This window comes from Kribbella sp. NPDC003505, assembly GCF_040610875.1.
Lineage (GTDB): Bacteria > Actinomycetota > Actinomycetes > Propionibacteriales > Kribbellaceae > Kribbella.
The window spans coordinates 58,705-73,731 of the sequence record NZ_JBEXNA010000001.1; the positions used below are offsets into that span (position 1 = coordinate 58,705).

Here is a 15,027-nt window from a genome sequence, read left to right on the forward strand (position 1 = left end):
TCTCCACACGCCCAACAGGCCAAGTCGTAGTTTTGTTGACAATCCGAAGGTTAGCCATGTGCATTCGTGAACCACAAGCAGTCGTATGAGGTTTGCTCTCCGTGTTCACAGCGCCGTCACATGACCCGGCGCGGTCAGCCCAACCGGCCAGGCCAGTTGGTCACACGGCGCGGTCAAGCCAGGCTCGGTGAGCGCGGCGCGGTCAGCCCGGTCGGCCAGCCCAGCGCGGTGAGCCCCGTCGGTCAGCGCGGCTGGGTCAGTCCAGCTCGGTGAGCGCGGCGCCGTGAGCCCGATCGGGCAGCCCGGTCAGTCAGCCTGGTCAGTCAGCCTGGAGCGGTCAGCCCAGCGCGTTCAGCCGGCCCGGACAACCCCGTCCGGTCGGCGCAGCTGGAACAACCCAGTCCGGTCAGCGCGGCTCGACCCACCCAGCCCAACCCAGTCAGCCCGGTCGGTCAGCCCGGTAGGTCAGCCCAGCGCGGTCGGTGCGGCGGGGTCGGTGCGGCGCGGCGGGTCGGTGCGGCGGGTCGGTGCGGCGGGTCGGTGCGGCGGGTCGGTGCGGCGGGGTCGGCGACCCGGTTAGTGCGGCCCGGTCGGTGCGACCCGGTCGGTGCGGCCCGGTTAGTGCGGCTGGGCGAGGGAGGCTAGGCCGGCGGTGATTACGGAGATGCCGAATTCGAACCGCTCGTCGCCGGTTGCTCCGGATGTCATCGGCGTCGCGAGCGCCACCGTCAGGGGGAATCGGTCCGCCGGCAGCGACGCGAAGTACTCGCGCAGCCCGCGGACGAAGCCCTCGACATCCTCGGGCGTCCAGTTCGAGGCGCTCTGCACCGTCTCCTCGAACGCGATCGCGGTGACGTACAGCGGGATCAGGTCGACGGCCCACGCGGCAGCCTGGTCCGGGAGGTTGCCGGCCTTCAGCAGCGCCAGCATCCGCTCGGTGCTGCGCAGTGCCCGCTCCCCCAGCGGCACCTGGCCGATCGAGGCCCGCGCGACTCCCGGGTTGGCCCGCAGCACGCGCAGCATCTCGCGCATCATCGACTTGAGCTGCTCCTGCCAGCGCTCCGGATCGACCTCCTCGTCGAAGTCCATCTGTGAGGCGGCGCGCTCGACGAGCAGCTGGTCGAGCTCCCGCTTGTTCGCGACGTGGGCGTAGAGCGACGCCGGCCCGGTGCCGAGCTCCTGCGCGACCTTCCGCATCGAGACCGCGTCGTACCCGTTGCTGACCAGGACCCGCATCGCGGCGTCGACGATCCGCTCGCGGTTGAGCGGCTCCTTCGCGGCACGGGCGGGCTTCGCGGGGCTGATCGGCTGCCACGGATGCTGTGTCATACGAACACTGTACTTGACGCGAACACCGTTCGGGAGTAGAACAGTGTTCGTCAACGAACACCGTTCGAAATCCTGAGGGGCCCGATGAGCACCGCACTCGACAACTCACCCAACGCCACCACGCCCGGCACCACATCCGACTCCACATCCGACTCCACGACGGCCGCGCGCGGTACGCCGTATCGGTGGCGGTGGCTCGTGCTCGCCACGATCCTGGTCGCCGAGATCATGGACCTGGTCGACGCGACGATCGTCAACATCGCCGCCCCGTCGATCCGCGCCGAGCTCGGCGGGTCGGAGTCGGCCATGCAGTGGATGCTGGCCGGCTACACGCTGGCCTTTGCGATCGGCCTGATCACGTTCGGCCGGCTCGGCGATCTGGTCGGCCGGCGGCGGCTGTTCGTGATCGGCGCGCTCGGCTTCACGGTCGCGTCCGCGGTCTGCGGGCTCGCGACCAGCCCCGAACTGCTGATCGGCAGCCGGGTCGCGCAGGGCCTGCTCGGAGCGGTGATGATCCCGCAGGGCTTCGCGATCCTGAAGTCGATCTTCCCCTCCGAGGAGCTCGGCAAGGCGTTCGCGATGTTCGGACCGGTGATGGGACTGTCGGCGGTCGCGGGCCCGATCCTGGCCGGCGTCCTGATCGACGCCAACTGGTTCGACGCCGGCTGGCGGACCATTTTCTTCATCAACGTCCCGGTCGGCATCGCCGCACTCGTCGGCGCACTCCGCTTCATGCCTGAGGTCAAGACCCCGGGCGCATCCCAGCTCGATGCCGCCGGCGTCCTCCTGGTCAGCCTCGCCTCCGGCCTGTTGGTCTACCCGCTCGTGCAGGGCCGTGAGCTCGGCTGGCCGTTGTGGACAATCCTGATGTTGATCAGCTCGGTCGTGGTCTTCGCCCTGTTCGGCTGGCGCGAGCGGCGCTCCGGCAACCCGGTCATCGACCCGTCGCTGTTCCGCAACCGCGGGTACGTCGCCGGGCTCGGCGTGATCACTACGTTCTTCCTCGCGATGAACGGTTTCCTGCTGGTGTTCAACCTGTTCACCCAGCTCGGCCTGCACTACAGCCCGCTGAAGGCCGGCCTCGCGATGGTGCCGTTCTCGCTCGGCATCGCGATCGGCGCGCCGCTGTCGGCCGCGCTGCTCGCCCCGAAGCTCGGCCGCAAGGCACTCCAGCTCGGCATCGCGGTGATGACGGTCGCGATGGCCGGCGTCTGGTTCACGCTGCACACCCAGGGCGACACGACCACGATCTGGAACCTGGTCCCCGCGACGCTCGCCACCGGCATCGGCGCCGGCATGGTGTTCGCGCCGCTGTTCGACATCATCCTGGCCTCGATCGACGACCAGGCGGCGGGCTCGGCGTCCGGCGTCCTGACCGCGATGCAGCAGTACGGCGGCGCGATCGGCGTCGCGGTGATCGGCACGATCTTCTTCCAGCTGCTGCCGAGCCACGCGTTCCTGGGCGCGACCAAGACGTCGGTCCTGGTCGCGATCGGACTCTTCGTCGTCAGCCTCGCGGTGTCGTGCCTACTGCCGAAGCGGGCCCGCGAGGAGAGCGTCAGTCACGGCTGACGAAACCTTCCTTCACCAGCCAGTCCATGGCGACGTCGGCGGGCTCACGTCCGTCGACGTCGACCTGTGCGTTGAGGTCGATCAGCACCTCGTCGGTCAGCTTGTCCGACACCGGCTGCAGCAGGTCCCGCAGCTGCGGGTACTCCCACGCACAGCAACGCGTACCCAACAAGCGTTGGATTCACACATCGGTACGGTCGCTTCCAAAGTCCGGACAGACCGAAGCCCCTGGTCACACCGGGGTGACCAGGGGCTTCGGGTGCTTCAGCTCAGCTCAGTTGAACGAGTCGCCGCAGGCGCAGGAGCCGGTGGCGTTCGGGTTGTCGATCGTGAAGCCCTGCTTCTCGATGGTGTCGACGAAGTCGATCGTCGCGCCCTTCAGGTACGGCGCGCTCATCCGGTCGGTGACGACGCTCACGCCACCGAAGTCGGCCACCACGTCGCCGTCGAGCTGACGCTCGTCGAAGAACAGCTGGTACCGCAGTCCGGAGCACCCGCCCGGCTGCACGGCGACCCGCAGCGCGAGGTCGTCGCGGCCTTCCTGGTCGAGCAGCGCCTTCACCTTGGAGGCGGCCCCGTCGGTGAGGAGAACACCCGTGGCCACGGCCTGCTCGGTCTGCGCTTCAGTCATCCCTGACTCCAGTCATCTACTCAAGTGCCGGGCCTACGGCTGCCCCGGCACGGAAGTCTCTTGTCAACACGTGCCAACGTCGGCCGGCGCGCGCTCATTCCCATGGTCGCACACCAATTTCACAGATCAACGATCCCGGTCACGAGGTGATCAACCAGTCACCGCGCGCCGCTCACCGGGCCCAGGTCCGGGCGACACGCTCCGCGACCGTCGCGAGCGACCCCTGCGGGTCCGCGAAGGCCCGCTCCTCGCCCACCGCGTCGACCAGCGCGTACGCCGACTCGACGCCCATCGAGCGCATCTCGCGGGACCCGATCAGGACCTTCCCGGCCAGCACGACACACGGCCGCATCGCGTCGTTGGCCACCTTCGCGACACCCGCGATCACCTTGCCGTCGCGGGACTGGAAGTCGAACGCGCCCTCACCGCTCAGCACCAGGTCGACCCGCGACGCCTTCTGCTTCAGCCCGGTCAGCTCGGCGACCAGGTCGATGCCGGAGACCCGCTCGGCGCCCAGCAGGAGCAGCGCGTACCCGAGGCCGCCCGCCGCGCCGGCGCCCTTCTGGTCCGCGATCTTCCGGTCGGCCAGCTCGGCGAAGTGCGTCAGCCAGCCGTCGACCACCGGCTTACGCTCGTCGGTGATGCCCTTCTGGGCGCCGAACACGCTGGTCGCGCCGCGCAGCCCGAGCATCGGGTTCTCCACGTCGCTCGCCGCCACGAACTCGACCCCGGCGACGCGCTCCCGGGCCGGCGCGAGATCGACCGAGGCCAGCTCGGCCAGCCCCGCGGCACCCGCGTCCAGCCGACCGCCCTCGGCCGTCGCTCCGAGCGCGGCGAGCAGACCCGCGCCGGCGTCGTTCGTACCGGAGCCGCCGAGGCCCAGGATGATCCGCCGCGCGCCGGCGTCCACGGCCGCGGTGATGAGCTGGCCCACGCCGTACGTCGTCGCGTCCTCGGGGCGGCGCTGCTTCGGCTCCACGAGGTGCAGCCCGCACGCCTGCGCGGTTTCGACGTACGCCGTCTCCCCGGCCAGCAGCACCGTCGCCGGGGTCTCCTCGCCGAGCGGTCCGCGGACGGTGACCGACAGGAGCTTGCCGTCGACGACGGCGGACAGCACGTCGATGAAGCCCGGGCCGCCGTCGGCCATCGGCGCGACGAGCACCTCGGCCTCCGGATCCCGCCGCCGCCACCCTTCCTCGATGGCCGCCGCAGCCTCCACGGCCGTCAGCGTCCCCGCGAACTTGTCCGGCGCAATCAGAATCCGCATGCGCACATCCTCTCCCACCCGCTGCGGTTGACGGCGTCCGGTGCCACCAGTTGGATCGGCGGATGAAGACGATCCTGTTCGCGTTGCGGGTGAGTGACCTGGAGCGGTCGTTGAGCTTCTACGCCGCGGTCGGGTACGTCGAGCTGAGCAAGATCCCGTTCGACGACGGGTCCAGTCTGGTCTGGCTCCGGCTGCCGGGTGAGTCGTCGGTGTCGCTCGAGCTCGTCCACCGGCCCGCCGACGGGCCGGTCGAGGTGCGCGGGTTCGAGCACTTCGCGATCGAGGTCGGGTCGCTCGCCGGAACCGTCGACCGTCTCACCGCCAGCGGCCTGCAGCCCGGCCCGGTCGAACTGCCTGGCGGCGCGGACGGCCCGAAGACGTCCTGGGTCGTCGACCCCGACGGCTACCGCATCGAACTCGTCGAGTGGCCGCCTTCGGGGGCACCGACGTTCGACTGATGAACTGGCCTGCCGCGACAGGCTTTGACATCCGATACGGATAACGGTTAGCTACCGGCTAACTGTTAGGGGGTCGGGTGCAGGACGCGGTGCTGGCGATGCTGGCCAAGGAGCCGTCGCACGGGTACGAGTTGCGGGCCCGGCTGCGGCGCAGTCTCGGGCCGTTCGGCGAGCCGATGAACCCCGGGCAGATCTACGTCACTCTCGCGCGGCTGGAGAAGGCGGGACTGGTCGTCTGCGAGCGGTCGGACGCCGACAAGCCGGACCGCAAGGTGTACGCCGTGACGCCCGCCGGCCAGGAACGCGTCGCCGCCTGGCTGACCGAGGTGGGCTGGCCGAAGCCGGACCTCGTCGAGTTCCATCTCAAGCTCGTGGTGGCCGCAGCCTCCCGACTCGCTGACCCGGTCGAACTCGTCGCCGCCCAGCGTCGCGAACTGCTTCGGACTCTGCGGGAGGCACAGCAGTCCACGCTCGGCGAGCCGTCCGACTCACCGGCCACCACGTTGCTCGAAGGAGTCGTACTGCGGCTGCAGGCCGACCTGCGCTGGCTCGACGCCTGCGAGCGCGGCTACTCCCGGCGCCGAAACGAATCCGAGGACGCATGAACGAGTCGACTCCCCTGGTCCGGGTCCGCGGCCTCGTGAAGGAACACGGTGACGGCGAGAGCTGGGTGCGCGCGGTCGACGACATCGACCTCGACGTACCCGAGGGCCAGACCGTCGCGGTCATGGGACCCAGCGGCTGCGGTAAGTCCACGCTCCTGCATCTGCTCGGTGGTCTCGAGCGACCGACCTCGGGCGAGGTCCGGCTGGCGGGGCGCCGGACCGACGCTCTCAGCGAGCGCGCCCTGGCACGACTCCGCCGACGCTCGATCGGCTTCGTCTTCCAAGCCTTCCACCTGGTCGACGAGTTGAACGCCACCGAGAACGTGGAGCTACCGGCACTCCTGGCCGGGCGTTCGCGCCGCGCGGCCCGGCGCCGCGCCGACGCGCTGCTCGATCGGGTCGGGCTGGCCGATCGGGCCCGGCACCTGCCGTCCGAGCTGTCCGGCGGACAACGGCAACGAGTCGCGATCGCCCGTGCCCTGGCCAATGAGCCGCAGGTCGTCCTGGCTGACGAACCGACCGGCAACCTGGACAGCGCGGCAACCCTCGACATACTGCGGATCTTCGCCGACCTGCGCGCGGCGGGGCAGACCCTGGTCGTCGTCACGCACGACGAGCGGGTGGCCGCGACCGCGGACCGGCTCATCTCGATGCGCGACGGGATGTTCGTCGACGACACCGAACTGGCCGGCACCGGCGCCGGACGCCTCGGTGGGCTCATCGGGCTAGAGGGCTGACCGGCGTGGGTGGCGTCGTCCTCGTCGTACGGCTGGTGCTGGCCGACCTACGACGGCACAAGGCGCACGCGGCGATGGTCGTGCTCGCTGTGACAGCAGCCAGTGCCACCCTGGCGCTCGGGCTGTCCTTGTACAACGCCAGCCAGTCCCTGTACGTGCAGACCCGAGCGGCGACCGCCGGGCCGGACCTCGTCGTACTTGCACCGGACACCGGCCCCGCATCGACCGCAGCCCTGAGCGCACTGGCCACAGAAGCCGACGTCGTTGACCACAACGGTCCGTACGACATCGTGTACGGAACCCTGACCGCGCACGGCTTCTCCTCCAGCGTGGTAGTCCACGGCGCGAGCCCGACGCCCGGCGCGGTCGACCGGCCGCTGGTGACGTCAGGCGGTTGGGTGCGTCCAGGCGGGGCCGTTCTCGAGCGAGGCTTCGCCACAGCGCTCGGCGTACATGTCGGCGACCGTGTGACAGTGTCCGGCCGGACGTACCCGGTGGTCGGCGTCGCCGTGACCGCAGCGACGTCGATCTATCCGTGGTCAGCAGGTATAGGCCCGCTCGGCGGCCCTAGCGACTACACCGGTCTGCTCTGGCTGACCGCCCCGGATGCTCGTGCGCTGGCGGGACGGGACCTGACCATCACGACAGCATTGGACCTCAAGCTGCGGGACCCTGATGCCACTGAGGCTTTCCGACTCGCACACCGTGAGCTGTCCGTCCGGCTGAACTTCCATTCGTGGCAGTTCATTGCTGTCCAGGACGGGCACATCGTCCAGAACACCCAGCCGATACTTGTCGTCGGAGGCTGGCTGCTCAGCTTCCTGGCAGTCGCCGGCGTGGCCGCGCTGGCGGCCGGGCGTGCTGCCGAGCAGACTCGCCGGGCCGGACTGCTCAAGGCAGTCGGAGCGACGCCTGGTCAGATCGGCGTGATCCTGTTGACCGAATACCTGGTCCTCGCACTGGTGTCAGAGGCAATTGGGCTGGCGGTCGCACGTCTGGCCGAGCCCGCGATTGCCAACCCGACCCTCAGCCGCATCGGCGATGTCCTGGGGCCAACAAGCTTGACTCTCGCCGCATGCACCGCACTTGCGTTGGGTGTGGCGCTGCTGACGACATTGCCTCCGACGGCACAAGCTCTTCGCACTGCAACCGTTGCCGCGTTATCCAGCACCGCGCAGTACCCACGCCACCGTCCCTGGCTGACCTCCCTGTCGGCTCTGTTGCCTACATCGCTGCTGCTAGGGGTGCGGCTGACCGCACGCAGACCAGGTCGGGCTGTACTGCAGGCCTGCTCGACCGCGGTCACACTGACCGGTCTGACTGCGTTGCTGACCTTCTACGCCCAGCCTGTGCGGGGCTACGGCATCGCTTCCTCGCTACCGAACGGACGCGACGTGGTCGACCGTCGACTCCTCCTGACGGTAACGGTCCTGCTGGTCGTCCTGGCCTACGTGAATACCGTCGCGATGACCTGGATGACGGCGATGGAAGCCAGGGCGAGTATGGCGATCACACGCGCGCTGGGCGCTACACCGGGCCAAGTCTCGGCCGGGCTGTCCTTCGCTCAGCTCCTGCCGGCCGTGCCGGGTGCTGTGGCCGGGGCGTATGTGGGCGTTGTCCTGTTCGCTTTCACCAGCCGCGGGCCGACGACCATGCCGCCACGGTGGTGGCTGCTGGCCGCCGTACTGACAACGCTGCTCGCGACCGCGGCACTTACCGCGGTGCCTGCACGGCTGGCGGCCCGCAGGTCGGTCGCGCACACGTTGAGCGCCGAGGCGGCCTGACTGTCAGCGGCTGAACAGGCGGCGTAAGAGCAACGCCACAACAGCCCCGATCAGGTACGGCGCCGCGCGCCGGGCGAGTGCTGGGAGGAGGGTGCTGCCGAGGTCGAGGGCGACCTCGTCGGAGTCCGGTGTGGTCGGTGGTTCCTTCACCGGTGTCTCGGTCGCCGGCTCGGGTCGGGCTTCCGCGGTGGTGCCCAGCTTGGTCTTCAGGCAGGCGGTGAACTGGTCGAGGAGCTTGTCCGAGACCTCCTGGATCAGGCCGCGGCCGAACTGGGCGGGACGGCCGGTGATGGTCAGTTCGGTGTCGACCGACACCTCGGTGGACCCGTCCGCCGTCCCGGTCAGCTTCGTGGTGACGTGCGCGCTCGCCGTACCGTTGCCGCGCCGGTCCTTGCCCTTGGCCTCGATCACGGCATGGTGATCGCTCTCGTCGCGCTCGACGAACGTGCCGGTGCCCGTGTACTGCAAGGACACCGGCCCGAGCTTCACCTTGCACGACCCGGTGAAGTCGTCGCCCTCGTACGACTCCAGGGTGGCGCCGGGGAAACACGGCACCACCCGTTCGAGGTCGTTGAACGCCGTCCAGGTCTGCTCGACCGGCGCCGGTACGACGAACTTGTGCTCGAGCTTCACGCCGTACCTGCCGCTGCCAGGACCGCGCGCCTCGTGAGCACCGTGGCGAGGTGCCGCCGGTAGTCGGCGTCACCGTTGAGGTCGGTCACCGGCGCCGTCCCGTCCGCTGCCCGCGCCGCGGCCTCCCGTACGGCGTCGGCGGTGGCGGGCTGCCCGACCAGGGCCGCCTCGACCGCGGTCGCCCGGACCGGGGCCGGCCCCATGTTGCCGAGTCCGACCCGTGCCTGCGCGATCACCCCGCCGTCGACCCGGACCGCCGCGCCGACCGACACGATCGACCAGCCCTGCGCGACCCGGCTGAACTTCTCGTACTGCGCACCCCATCCGGTGTACTTCGGCACCCGGACCTCGACGAGCAGCTCGTCGTCACCGAGCGCCGTGCTGAAGATGCCCTCGAAGAAGTCCGCGGCCGGCACGGTACGCCGTCCGCCGGCGCCCGCGATCACGAACGACGCCTCCAGCGCCACCGCGACGACCGGCAGGTCGGCCGCCGGGTCCGCGTGCGCCAACGACCCGCCGAACGTGCCGCGGTGCCGGATCTGCGGATCGCCGACCGTTGCCGTCGCCAACGAGATCAGCCGGGCGTGTTCGGCGACCAGCGGATCCGTCTGCACCGTGCTGTGCGGGGTCATCGCGCCGATCACCAGCGCGTCGCCGTCGTCGCGCACGCCGCGCAGATCGTCGATCTTCCCAATGTCGACAATCGTCTCGGGCGCCGCCAGCCGCAGCCGCAACGCGGGCATCAGGCTCTGCCCGCCCGCGAGCACCTTCGCGTCGGCGTGCTCCCGCAGGAGCCCCAGCGCCTCGTCGACCGTCGTGGGCGCGAAGTACTCGAACGCCGCCGGGATCATGACCGTGCCTCCTGCCTCTGGGCCCCTTCCTGGATCGCCTTCCACACCCGGAACGGCGTGCACGGCATCGGCACGTCCGTGACGCCCATCGGCCGCAGGGCGTCGACAATCGCATTAACGACAGCCGGCGTCGACGCGATCGTCCCCGCCTCACCGACCCCTTTCACGCCCAGCTGGTTCGTCGTCGCCGGGGTCTCGGTCCGCGCCGTGTCGAACCCGGGCAGGTCCGGCGCCCCCGGCAGCAGGTACTGGTCGAACGATCCGGTGACCAGCGTCCCGGACTCGTCGTGCACCGCCTCCTCGTAGAGCGCCTGTGCGATGCCCTGCGCGAGCCCGCCGTGCACCTGGCCTTCGACGATCAACGGGTTCACCACCACGCCGACGTCGTCGACGGCGACGTACGACCGGATCTTCGTCCCGCCGGTCTCGGTGTCGACCTCGACCGCGCACAGGTGCGTGCCGTGCGGGAACGAGAAGTCGTCCGGGTCGAGCGTCGCGTCCGCGTCCAGACAGCCCTCGGCGGACCCGTCGAGCTTGTGTCCCTGGAACACCGCGAACGCCAGCTCGGCCATCGACATCCCGGCCTCCGTGCCGCGGACGCCGTACCGCCCGGCGGTGAACTCCAGGTCGTCCGCGTTCGCCTCCAGCAGCTGCGCCGCGATCGGTTTCGCCTTCTCGATCACCTTGTCCGCGGCGGCCAGCACCGCCATCCCGCCGACCGCGAGCGAGCGCGACCCGTAGGTGTCGAGCCCGCGGACGGCGACCTGCGTGTCGCCGTGCAGCACTTCGACGTCCTCGAACGCCACCCCCAGCCGGTCCGCGACGATCTGGCTCCACGCCGTCTCGTGCCCCTGGCCGTGCGGGCTCGTCCCGGTCACCACCTCGACCTTCCCGGTCGGCAGCATGCGCACCGACGCGTGCTCCCAGCCGCCGCCGACGTACCCCATCGAGCCGAGCCAGCGCGACGGCGCCAGCCCGCACATCTCGGTGAACGTCGACACGCCGATGCCGAGCTGCACCGGGTCGCCGGACTCCCGGCGCTGCCGCTGCTCGGCCCGCAGGTCGTCGTACCTGAACAGTTCGCGGGCCTTCGCGGTCGCGGCCTCGTAGTTGCCGGAGTCGTAGCGCAGCCCGGACACCGTCGAGAACGGGAACTCCTCGTGCTTGATCCAGTTCTTCTCGCGGATCTCCAGCGGGTCGGCGCCGACCCGGGCGGCCAGCTCGTCCATCAGCCGCTCGATCGCGTACGTCGCCTCGGGGCGGCCGGCGCCGCGGTACGCGTCGGTCCACGTCTTGTTCGTGAACACGTTGGTGATGCCGAGGTGGTACGCCGGGAACTTGTAGATCCCGTTGTACATGAACGCGCCCAGCAGCGGGATCGCCGACGTGACCAGGCCGAGGTAGGCACCCATGTCCGCGATCAGCTCGACTTTCAGGCCGGTGACCGTGCCGTCGGCGTTCGCGGCCAGGGTGACCTGCTGCCACTGGTCGCGTCCGTGGTGCGCGGCCATCAACGACTCGGACCTGGTCTCGTTGTATTTACAGGGCTTCCCGGTCCGCCGCGCCGCAATGACCGTGAGCACCTCTTCCGGCGTGAACTGCAGCTTGCCGCCGAAGCCGCCGCCGACGTCCGGCGCGATCACCCGGACCTTGCTCTCCGGGATGCCGAGCACGAGCGCGATGAAGATCTTCACGAAGTGCGGCACCTGCGTCGACGACCACACGGTCATCTGTTCGGTGGTCGGATCGACGACGATCGACCGCGGCTCCATGAACGCCGGGATCAGCCGTTGCTGGCGGAACTCCTCCTCGATCACGATGCCGCCGTCGCGGGCGGCCGCGATCGCCGCCTCGACGTCGCCGCCGGTGCCGGACTCGGCCGAGTCGTAGGACCAGACCGCGGACACGTTCGTGCCGAGATCCGGGTGCGCGAGCACCTCGTCGCGGGACGCGGCCTTCAGTTCGAGCGCGGGCGGCAGTTCCTCGTAGTCGACGTCGACGAGGTCGGCCGCGTCGTTCGCCTCGGCCGCGGTGCGGGCGACGACCATCGCGACGATCTCGCCGGCGAACGCGACGTGGTCGACCGCCATCGACGGGTGCACCGGCGCCTTCTGGTCGGGGATGACCGCCCAGGCGTTCGGCAGCGCGCCCTGTTCGTCGGCGATGTCGGCGCCGGTGATCACCGCGACGACACCGGTCGCCGCCCTGGCCGCCGCGGTGTCGATCGACGTGATCCGCGCGTGCGCGAACGGGCTGCGCACCATCGCGATGTGCTGCAGCCCGGGCAGCACGATGTTGTCGGTCCAGCGGGTCCGGCCGGTGACCAGCCGGGCGTCCTCCTTGCGCAGCCGCGCGTTGCCGACCTCGGCGGCCGGGCGTTCCTCGGTGGCGGTCATTGCGCACCTCCGGCGGCGGCGCGGACGGCCTTCACGATGTTCTGGTAGCCGGTGCACCGGCACAGGTTGCCTTCGAGTCCGAGCCGGATGTCCTCGTCGCTGGGATCCGGATTGTCGGCAATCAGATCGATGGATTGCATGATCATCCCGGGCGTGCAGAAACCGCACTGCAACGCGTGGTTCTCGTGGAAGGCCTGCTGCATCGGGTGCAGCCGGCCGTTGGTCGCGAGACCCTCGATGGTGGTGATCTCATGACCGTCGGCCTGGACCGCGAGCAGCGAGCAGGACTTCACGCTGCGCCCGTCCAGGTGCACCGTGCAGGCGCCGCAGTTGCCGGTGTCACAGCCGACCACGGTGCCCGTCTTTCCCAGTTGCTCGCGCAGATAATGCACGAGCAGCGTGCGCGGCTCCACGTCGTCCGTGAAGCTGCTTCCGTCGACCTTCACCGTGATCCGGGTCATCGCCCCGCCTCCAGATGTCAGCAACCGCCGTACTTTCGATCCTGCTCCTGTTGAGTTGTCGACCACAAGGCTCAGTGGTGGATGGGTCCCGCCGCGGCCGAAAGTCGTTGCCCAGCGCCACCCCACCGCTGCGCGATGATCTCGGCCGCGATGCTCACCGCGGTCTCCTCCGGCGTCCGCGCGCCGAGGTCGAGACCGATCGGGCTCGCCAGCCGGACCAGTTCCGCCTCGTTCAGTCCGGCCTCCCGGAGCCGCTTCAGCCGGTCGTCGTGCGTCCGCCGTGATCCCATCGCCCCGATGTAGGCGACCTGCGGCAGCCGCAACGCGACCTCCAGCAGCGGTACGTCGAACTTCGGGTCGTGGGTCAGCACGCAGATCACCGTCCGGTCGTCGATCCGGCCGGCTTCGGCCTCACCCGTCAGGTACCGGTGCGGCCAGTCGACGATCACCTCGTCGGCGAACGGGAACCGCGACGCCGTCGCGAACACGGCGCGCGCGTCGCACACGGTCACCCGGTAGCCGAGGAACGAGCCGAGGCGCGCGACCGCGGCCGCGAAGTCGATCGCGCCGAACACGAGCATCCGCGGCACCGGCGCGAACGACGACACGAAGACCCGCATCCCCTCGCCGCGCCGCTGCCCGTCGGGGCCGTACTCCAGCGTCTCCGATCGTCCGTTGGCCAGCAGTCCGCGGGCATCGTCGACGACCGCGTCGTCGGCACGGTCCGATCCCAGGCCTCCGCTCGCCAGCACCGCACTCGCCTGCTCGGCGTCGGGGGCAACGGCCGGGCGGACGACGAGGCGCCGCCCGATCCGCGTCTGATCCGGATGCGCCACCACGGTCGCGACCGCGACCGGGCGCCCCGCGGCGATGTCCGCGGCGACCTCCCCCAGCTCCGGGAACGACGCCCGGTCGACCTTCTCGACGAACACGTCGATGATGCCGCCGCAGGTCAGCCCGACCGCGAAGGCCGACTCGTCGCTGACGCCGTACCGCTGCAGCACCGGCTCGCCCGAGGACAGGATCTCCTCGCCCAGCTGGTACACCGCGCCCTCGACGCAGCCGCCCGACACGCTGCCGACCGCCTCCAGCCCGGGACCGACCAGCATCACCGCGCCCGGCGGCCGCGGCGCCGAGTCGAACGTCGCGACAACGGTGCCGACGGCAACCGATTCACCGGCCTGCCACCAGGTCAGCAACCGGTCGAGCACATCACGCATCGGCGACCACCTCCAGAAGTTCGGCGAAGCTGGCCAGGCTGTGCCCGGCGACGAGGTCGTCCAGGTGCGGCAGAACGGCGACGATGCCCGACTGCACAGGCTCGTAGCCGCGCTTGCCGCGATGCGGGTTCAGCCACACCACGCGATGCGCGAGGGCGGCCAGTCGCTGCAGTTGCGCCCCGAGCAGCGCCGCGTCGCCGCGCTCCCACCCGTCGCTGCACACCACGACGACCGCCCGCCGCGCCGTACCGCGCTGGCCCCAGCGGTCCAGGAACACCTTCAGCACCTCGCCCAGCCGCGTCCCGCCCGACCAGTCCGGTACGACGTCACCGGCGACCCGCAACGCGAACTCGGGATCGCGATGCCGCAGGGCCGGCGTCACGCGCGTGAGCCGCGTGCCGATGGTGAAGACCTCGACCGACCGCGGCGCCTGCTGGACCATCACGTGCGCGAGACGCAGCAGGCTGTCGGCGTACGGACGCATGGAGCCGGAGACGTCGATCAGTACGACGACGCGCCGCGGCCGGACCCCGCGACGCCGGTAGCGGACACGGTCCGGTTCGCCGACCTGGCGGAGCTGGGCGCGCAGCGTGCGCCGCGGGTCGATCTCGCCGCGATGCGACGGGCGGCGGCGGTTGGCGCGACGGGTCGGGACGCGCGGGCGGAGCGAGCCGAACAGGCGGGCGAGTTCGGCGCGGTCGGCCGCGGACAGTTCGGCGACGTCACGGTGCCTGAGGACTTCGGTCGGACTCGCGGAGACGTTCAGCGTGTGGTTGCCGTCGGTCTCCTCGGGGGCATCGCCGAGGTTGGCCTGGACGGACGACTGCGGGGTGCGGCTCGGGACGACGCCGCGCGACCGGCTCCCGGTGAACCAGGCCGCGAACACCTCGTCGTACCGGGCGGTGTCGTCGGGGCCGCTGCAGAGCGCGGCGCGGCCGGCCCAGTAGACGTCCGCGGTCGAGGTGACGTCCAGAGCGGCGACCGCCTGCAGGAAGAGGTGCACACGGTCGGCGGTGACGGCGAGCCCGGCGTGGCGCAGGGCGGTAGCGAAACCGGCGAGCGCGAGATCGGGCCCCGACATGG

Annotated in this window: 15 protein-coding genes; 5 read left to right on the plus strand and 10 right to left on the minus strand. The window is 70.4% G+C overall.

The annotated features are described in order from the left end of the window. Positions 1-618: 618 nt before the first annotated feature. Entirely contained in the window at positions 619-1,329 is a 711-nt protein-coding gene (locus ABZX12_RS00250; RefSeq protein WP_355688402.1) for a TetR/AcrR family transcriptional regulator, read from the minus strand. 84 nt (positions 1,330-1,413) lie between these two features. On the opposite strand from ABZX12_RS00250, the gene ABZX12_RS00255 reads away from it, so the two are divergent. Next, positions 1,414-2,901 (plus strand): DHA2 family efflux MFS transporter permease subunit, encoded by a 1,488-nt coding sequence (locus ABZX12_RS00255; protein WP_355688404.1) that lies wholly within the window; start codon positions 1,414-1,416, stop codon positions 2,899-2,901. Here the strand turns inward: ABZX12_RS00255 and ABZX12_RS00260 are convergent. From ABZX12_RS00260 to ABZX12_RS00270, 3 genes are all read right to left on the minus strand, one after another. Continuing rightward, on the minus strand, positions 2,888-3,073 hold the full coding sequence (locus tag ABZX12_RS00260; protein ID WP_355688406.1) for a glycine betaine ABC transporter substrate-binding protein: 186 nt from the start codon (positions 3,071-3,073) through the stop codon (positions 2,888-2,890). The genes ABZX12_RS00255 and ABZX12_RS00260 overlap by 14 nt on opposite strands. A 102-nt stretch (positions 3,074-3,175) precedes the next feature. Continuing rightward, complete coding sequence (locus tag ABZX12_RS00265; RefSeq protein ID WP_355688408.1) at positions 3,176-3,532, minus strand: iron-sulfur cluster assembly accessory protein; 357 nt, start codon at positions 3,530-3,532, stop codon at positions 3,176-3,178. Positions 3,533-3,704: 172 nt separating this feature from the next. Further along, the gene (locus ABZX12_RS00270; protein WP_355688409.1) at positions 3,705-4,799 is read right to left on the minus strand and encodes a glycerate kinase; all 1,095 of its coding nucleotides are present in this window, start codon (positions 4,797-4,799) and stop codon (positions 3,705-3,707) included. A 62-nt stretch (positions 4,800-4,861) separates the two neighbouring features. On the opposite strand from ABZX12_RS00270, the gene ABZX12_RS00275 reads away from it, so the two are divergent. The 4 genes from ABZX12_RS00275 to ABZX12_RS00290 all read left to right on the plus strand — a co-directional run bounded on the left by ABZX12_RS00275 (position 4,862) and on the right by ABZX12_RS00290 (position 8,383). Next, a complete protein-coding gene (locus ABZX12_RS00275) occupies positions 4,862-5,257 on the plus strand; it encodes a VOC family protein (RefSeq protein WP_355688411.1) in 396 nt (131 codons plus the stop codon). Between the two features lie 77 nt (positions 5,258-5,334). Further along, a complete protein-coding gene (locus tag ABZX12_RS00280) occupies positions 5,335-5,862 on the plus strand; it encodes a PadR family transcriptional regulator (RefSeq protein WP_355688413.1) in 528 nt (175 codons plus the stop codon). Next, positions 5,859-6,599, plus strand: a complete 741-nt coding sequence (locus ABZX12_RS00285; protein WP_355688415.1) for an ABC transporter ATP-binding protein — start codon at positions 5,859-5,861, stop codon at positions 6,597-6,599. Before ABZX12_RS00280 ends, ABZX12_RS00285 begins: the two co-directional genes overlap by 4 nt. A gap of 5 nt (positions 6,600-6,604) precedes the next feature. After that, a complete protein-coding gene (locus tag ABZX12_RS00290) occupies positions 6,605-8,383 on the plus strand; it encodes an FtsX-like permease family protein (RefSeq protein WP_355688417.1) in 1,779 nt (592 codons plus the stop codon). Positions 8,384-8,386: 3 nt separating this feature from the next. On the opposite strand, the gene ABZX12_RS00295 is transcribed toward ABZX12_RS00290, so the two are convergent. The 6 genes from ABZX12_RS00295 to ABZX12_RS00320 all read right to left on the minus strand — a co-directional run bounded on the left by ABZX12_RS00295 (position 8,387) and on the right by ABZX12_RS00320 (position 15,025). Next, positions 8,387-9,016 carry an SRPBCC family protein gene (locus tag ABZX12_RS00295; protein ID WP_355688418.1) on the minus strand — a complete coding sequence of 210 codons (630 nt, stop codon included), beginning with the start codon at positions 9,014-9,016 and terminating at the stop codon, positions 8,387-8,389. Further along, positions 9,013-9,867 (minus strand): xanthine dehydrogenase family protein subunit M, encoded by an 855-nt coding sequence (locus ABZX12_RS00300; protein ID WP_355688420.1) that lies wholly within the window; start codon positions 9,865-9,867, stop codon positions 9,013-9,015. The genes ABZX12_RS00295 and ABZX12_RS00300 overlap by 4 nt, the downstream gene beginning before the upstream one ends. Continuing rightward, positions 9,864-12,263 carry a xanthine dehydrogenase family protein molybdopterin-binding subunit gene (locus ABZX12_RS00305; protein ID WP_355688422.1) on the minus strand — a complete coding sequence of 800 codons (2,400 nt, stop codon included), beginning with the start codon at positions 12,261-12,263 and terminating at the stop codon, positions 9,864-9,866. Before ABZX12_RS00305 ends, ABZX12_RS00300 begins: the two co-directional genes overlap by 4 nt. Further along, on the minus strand, positions 12,260-12,724 hold the full coding sequence (locus tag ABZX12_RS00310; RefSeq protein ID WP_355688424.1) for a (2Fe-2S)-binding protein: 465 nt from the start codon (positions 12,722-12,724) through the stop codon (positions 12,260-12,262). Before ABZX12_RS00310 ends, ABZX12_RS00305 begins: the two co-directional genes overlap by 4 nt. A gap of 71 nt (positions 12,725-12,795) precedes the next feature. Next, a complete protein-coding gene (locus ABZX12_RS00315) occupies positions 12,796-13,944 on the minus strand; it encodes an XdhC/CoxI family protein (RefSeq protein WP_355688425.1) in 1,149 nt (382 codons plus the stop codon). Then, the gene (locus ABZX12_RS00320; RefSeq protein ID WP_355688427.1) at positions 13,937-15,025 is read right to left on the minus strand and encodes a VWA domain-containing protein; all 1,089 of its coding nucleotides are present in this window, start codon (positions 15,023-15,025) and stop codon (positions 13,937-13,939) included. Before ABZX12_RS00320 ends, ABZX12_RS00315 begins: the two co-directional genes overlap by 8 nt. Positions 15,026-15,027: the final 2 nt, after the last annotated feature.

What these genes read in the sequence shown, in the direction of transcription:
- ABZX12_RS00320 (WP_355688427.1), bottom strand. Translation starts at nt 15,025, where the DNA reads ATGTCGGGGCCCGATCTCGCGCTCGCCGGTTTCGCTACCGCCCTGCGC.
- ABZX12_RS00275 (WP_355688411.1), top strand. Translation starts at nt 4,862, where the DNA reads ATGAAGACGATCCTGTTCGCGTTGCGGGTGAGTGACCTGGAGCGGTCG.
- ABZX12_RS00305 (WP_355688422.1), bottom strand. Translation starts at nt 12,263, where the DNA reads ATGACCGCCACCGAGGAACGCCCGGCCGCCGAGGTCGGCAACGCGCGG.
- ABZX12_RS00250 (WP_355688402.1), bottom strand. Translation starts at nt 1,329, where the DNA reads ATGACACAGCATCCGTGGCAGCCGATCAGCCCCGCGAAGCCCGCCCGT.
- ABZX12_RS00310 (WP_355688424.1), bottom strand. Translation starts at nt 12,724, where the DNA reads ATGACCCGGATCACGGTGAAGGTCGACGGAAGCAGCTTCACGGACGAC.
- ABZX12_RS00300 (WP_355688420.1), bottom strand. Translation starts at nt 9,867, where the DNA reads ATGATCCCGGCGGCGTTCGAGTACTTCGCGCCCACGACGGTCGACGAG.
- ABZX12_RS00315 (WP_355688425.1), bottom strand. Translation starts at nt 13,944, where the DNA reads ATGCGTGATGTGCTCGACCGGTTGCTGACCTGGTGGCAGGCCGGTGAA.
- ABZX12_RS00270 (WP_355688409.1), bottom strand. Translation starts at nt 4,799, where the DNA reads ATGCGGATTCTGATTGCGCCGGACAAGTTCGCGGGGACGCTGACGGCC.
- ABZX12_RS00265 (WP_355688408.1), bottom strand. Translation starts at nt 3,532, where the DNA reads ATGACTGAAGCGCAGACCGAGCAGGCCGTGGCCACGGGTGTTCTCCTC.
- ABZX12_RS00285 (WP_355688415.1), top strand. Translation starts at nt 5,859, where the DNA reads ATGAACGAGTCGACTCCCCTGGTCCGGGTCCGCGGCCTCGTGAAGGAA.
- ABZX12_RS00255 (WP_355688404.1), top strand. Translation starts at nt 1,414, where the DNA reads ATGAGCACCGCACTCGACAACTCACCCAACGCCACCACGCCCGGCACC.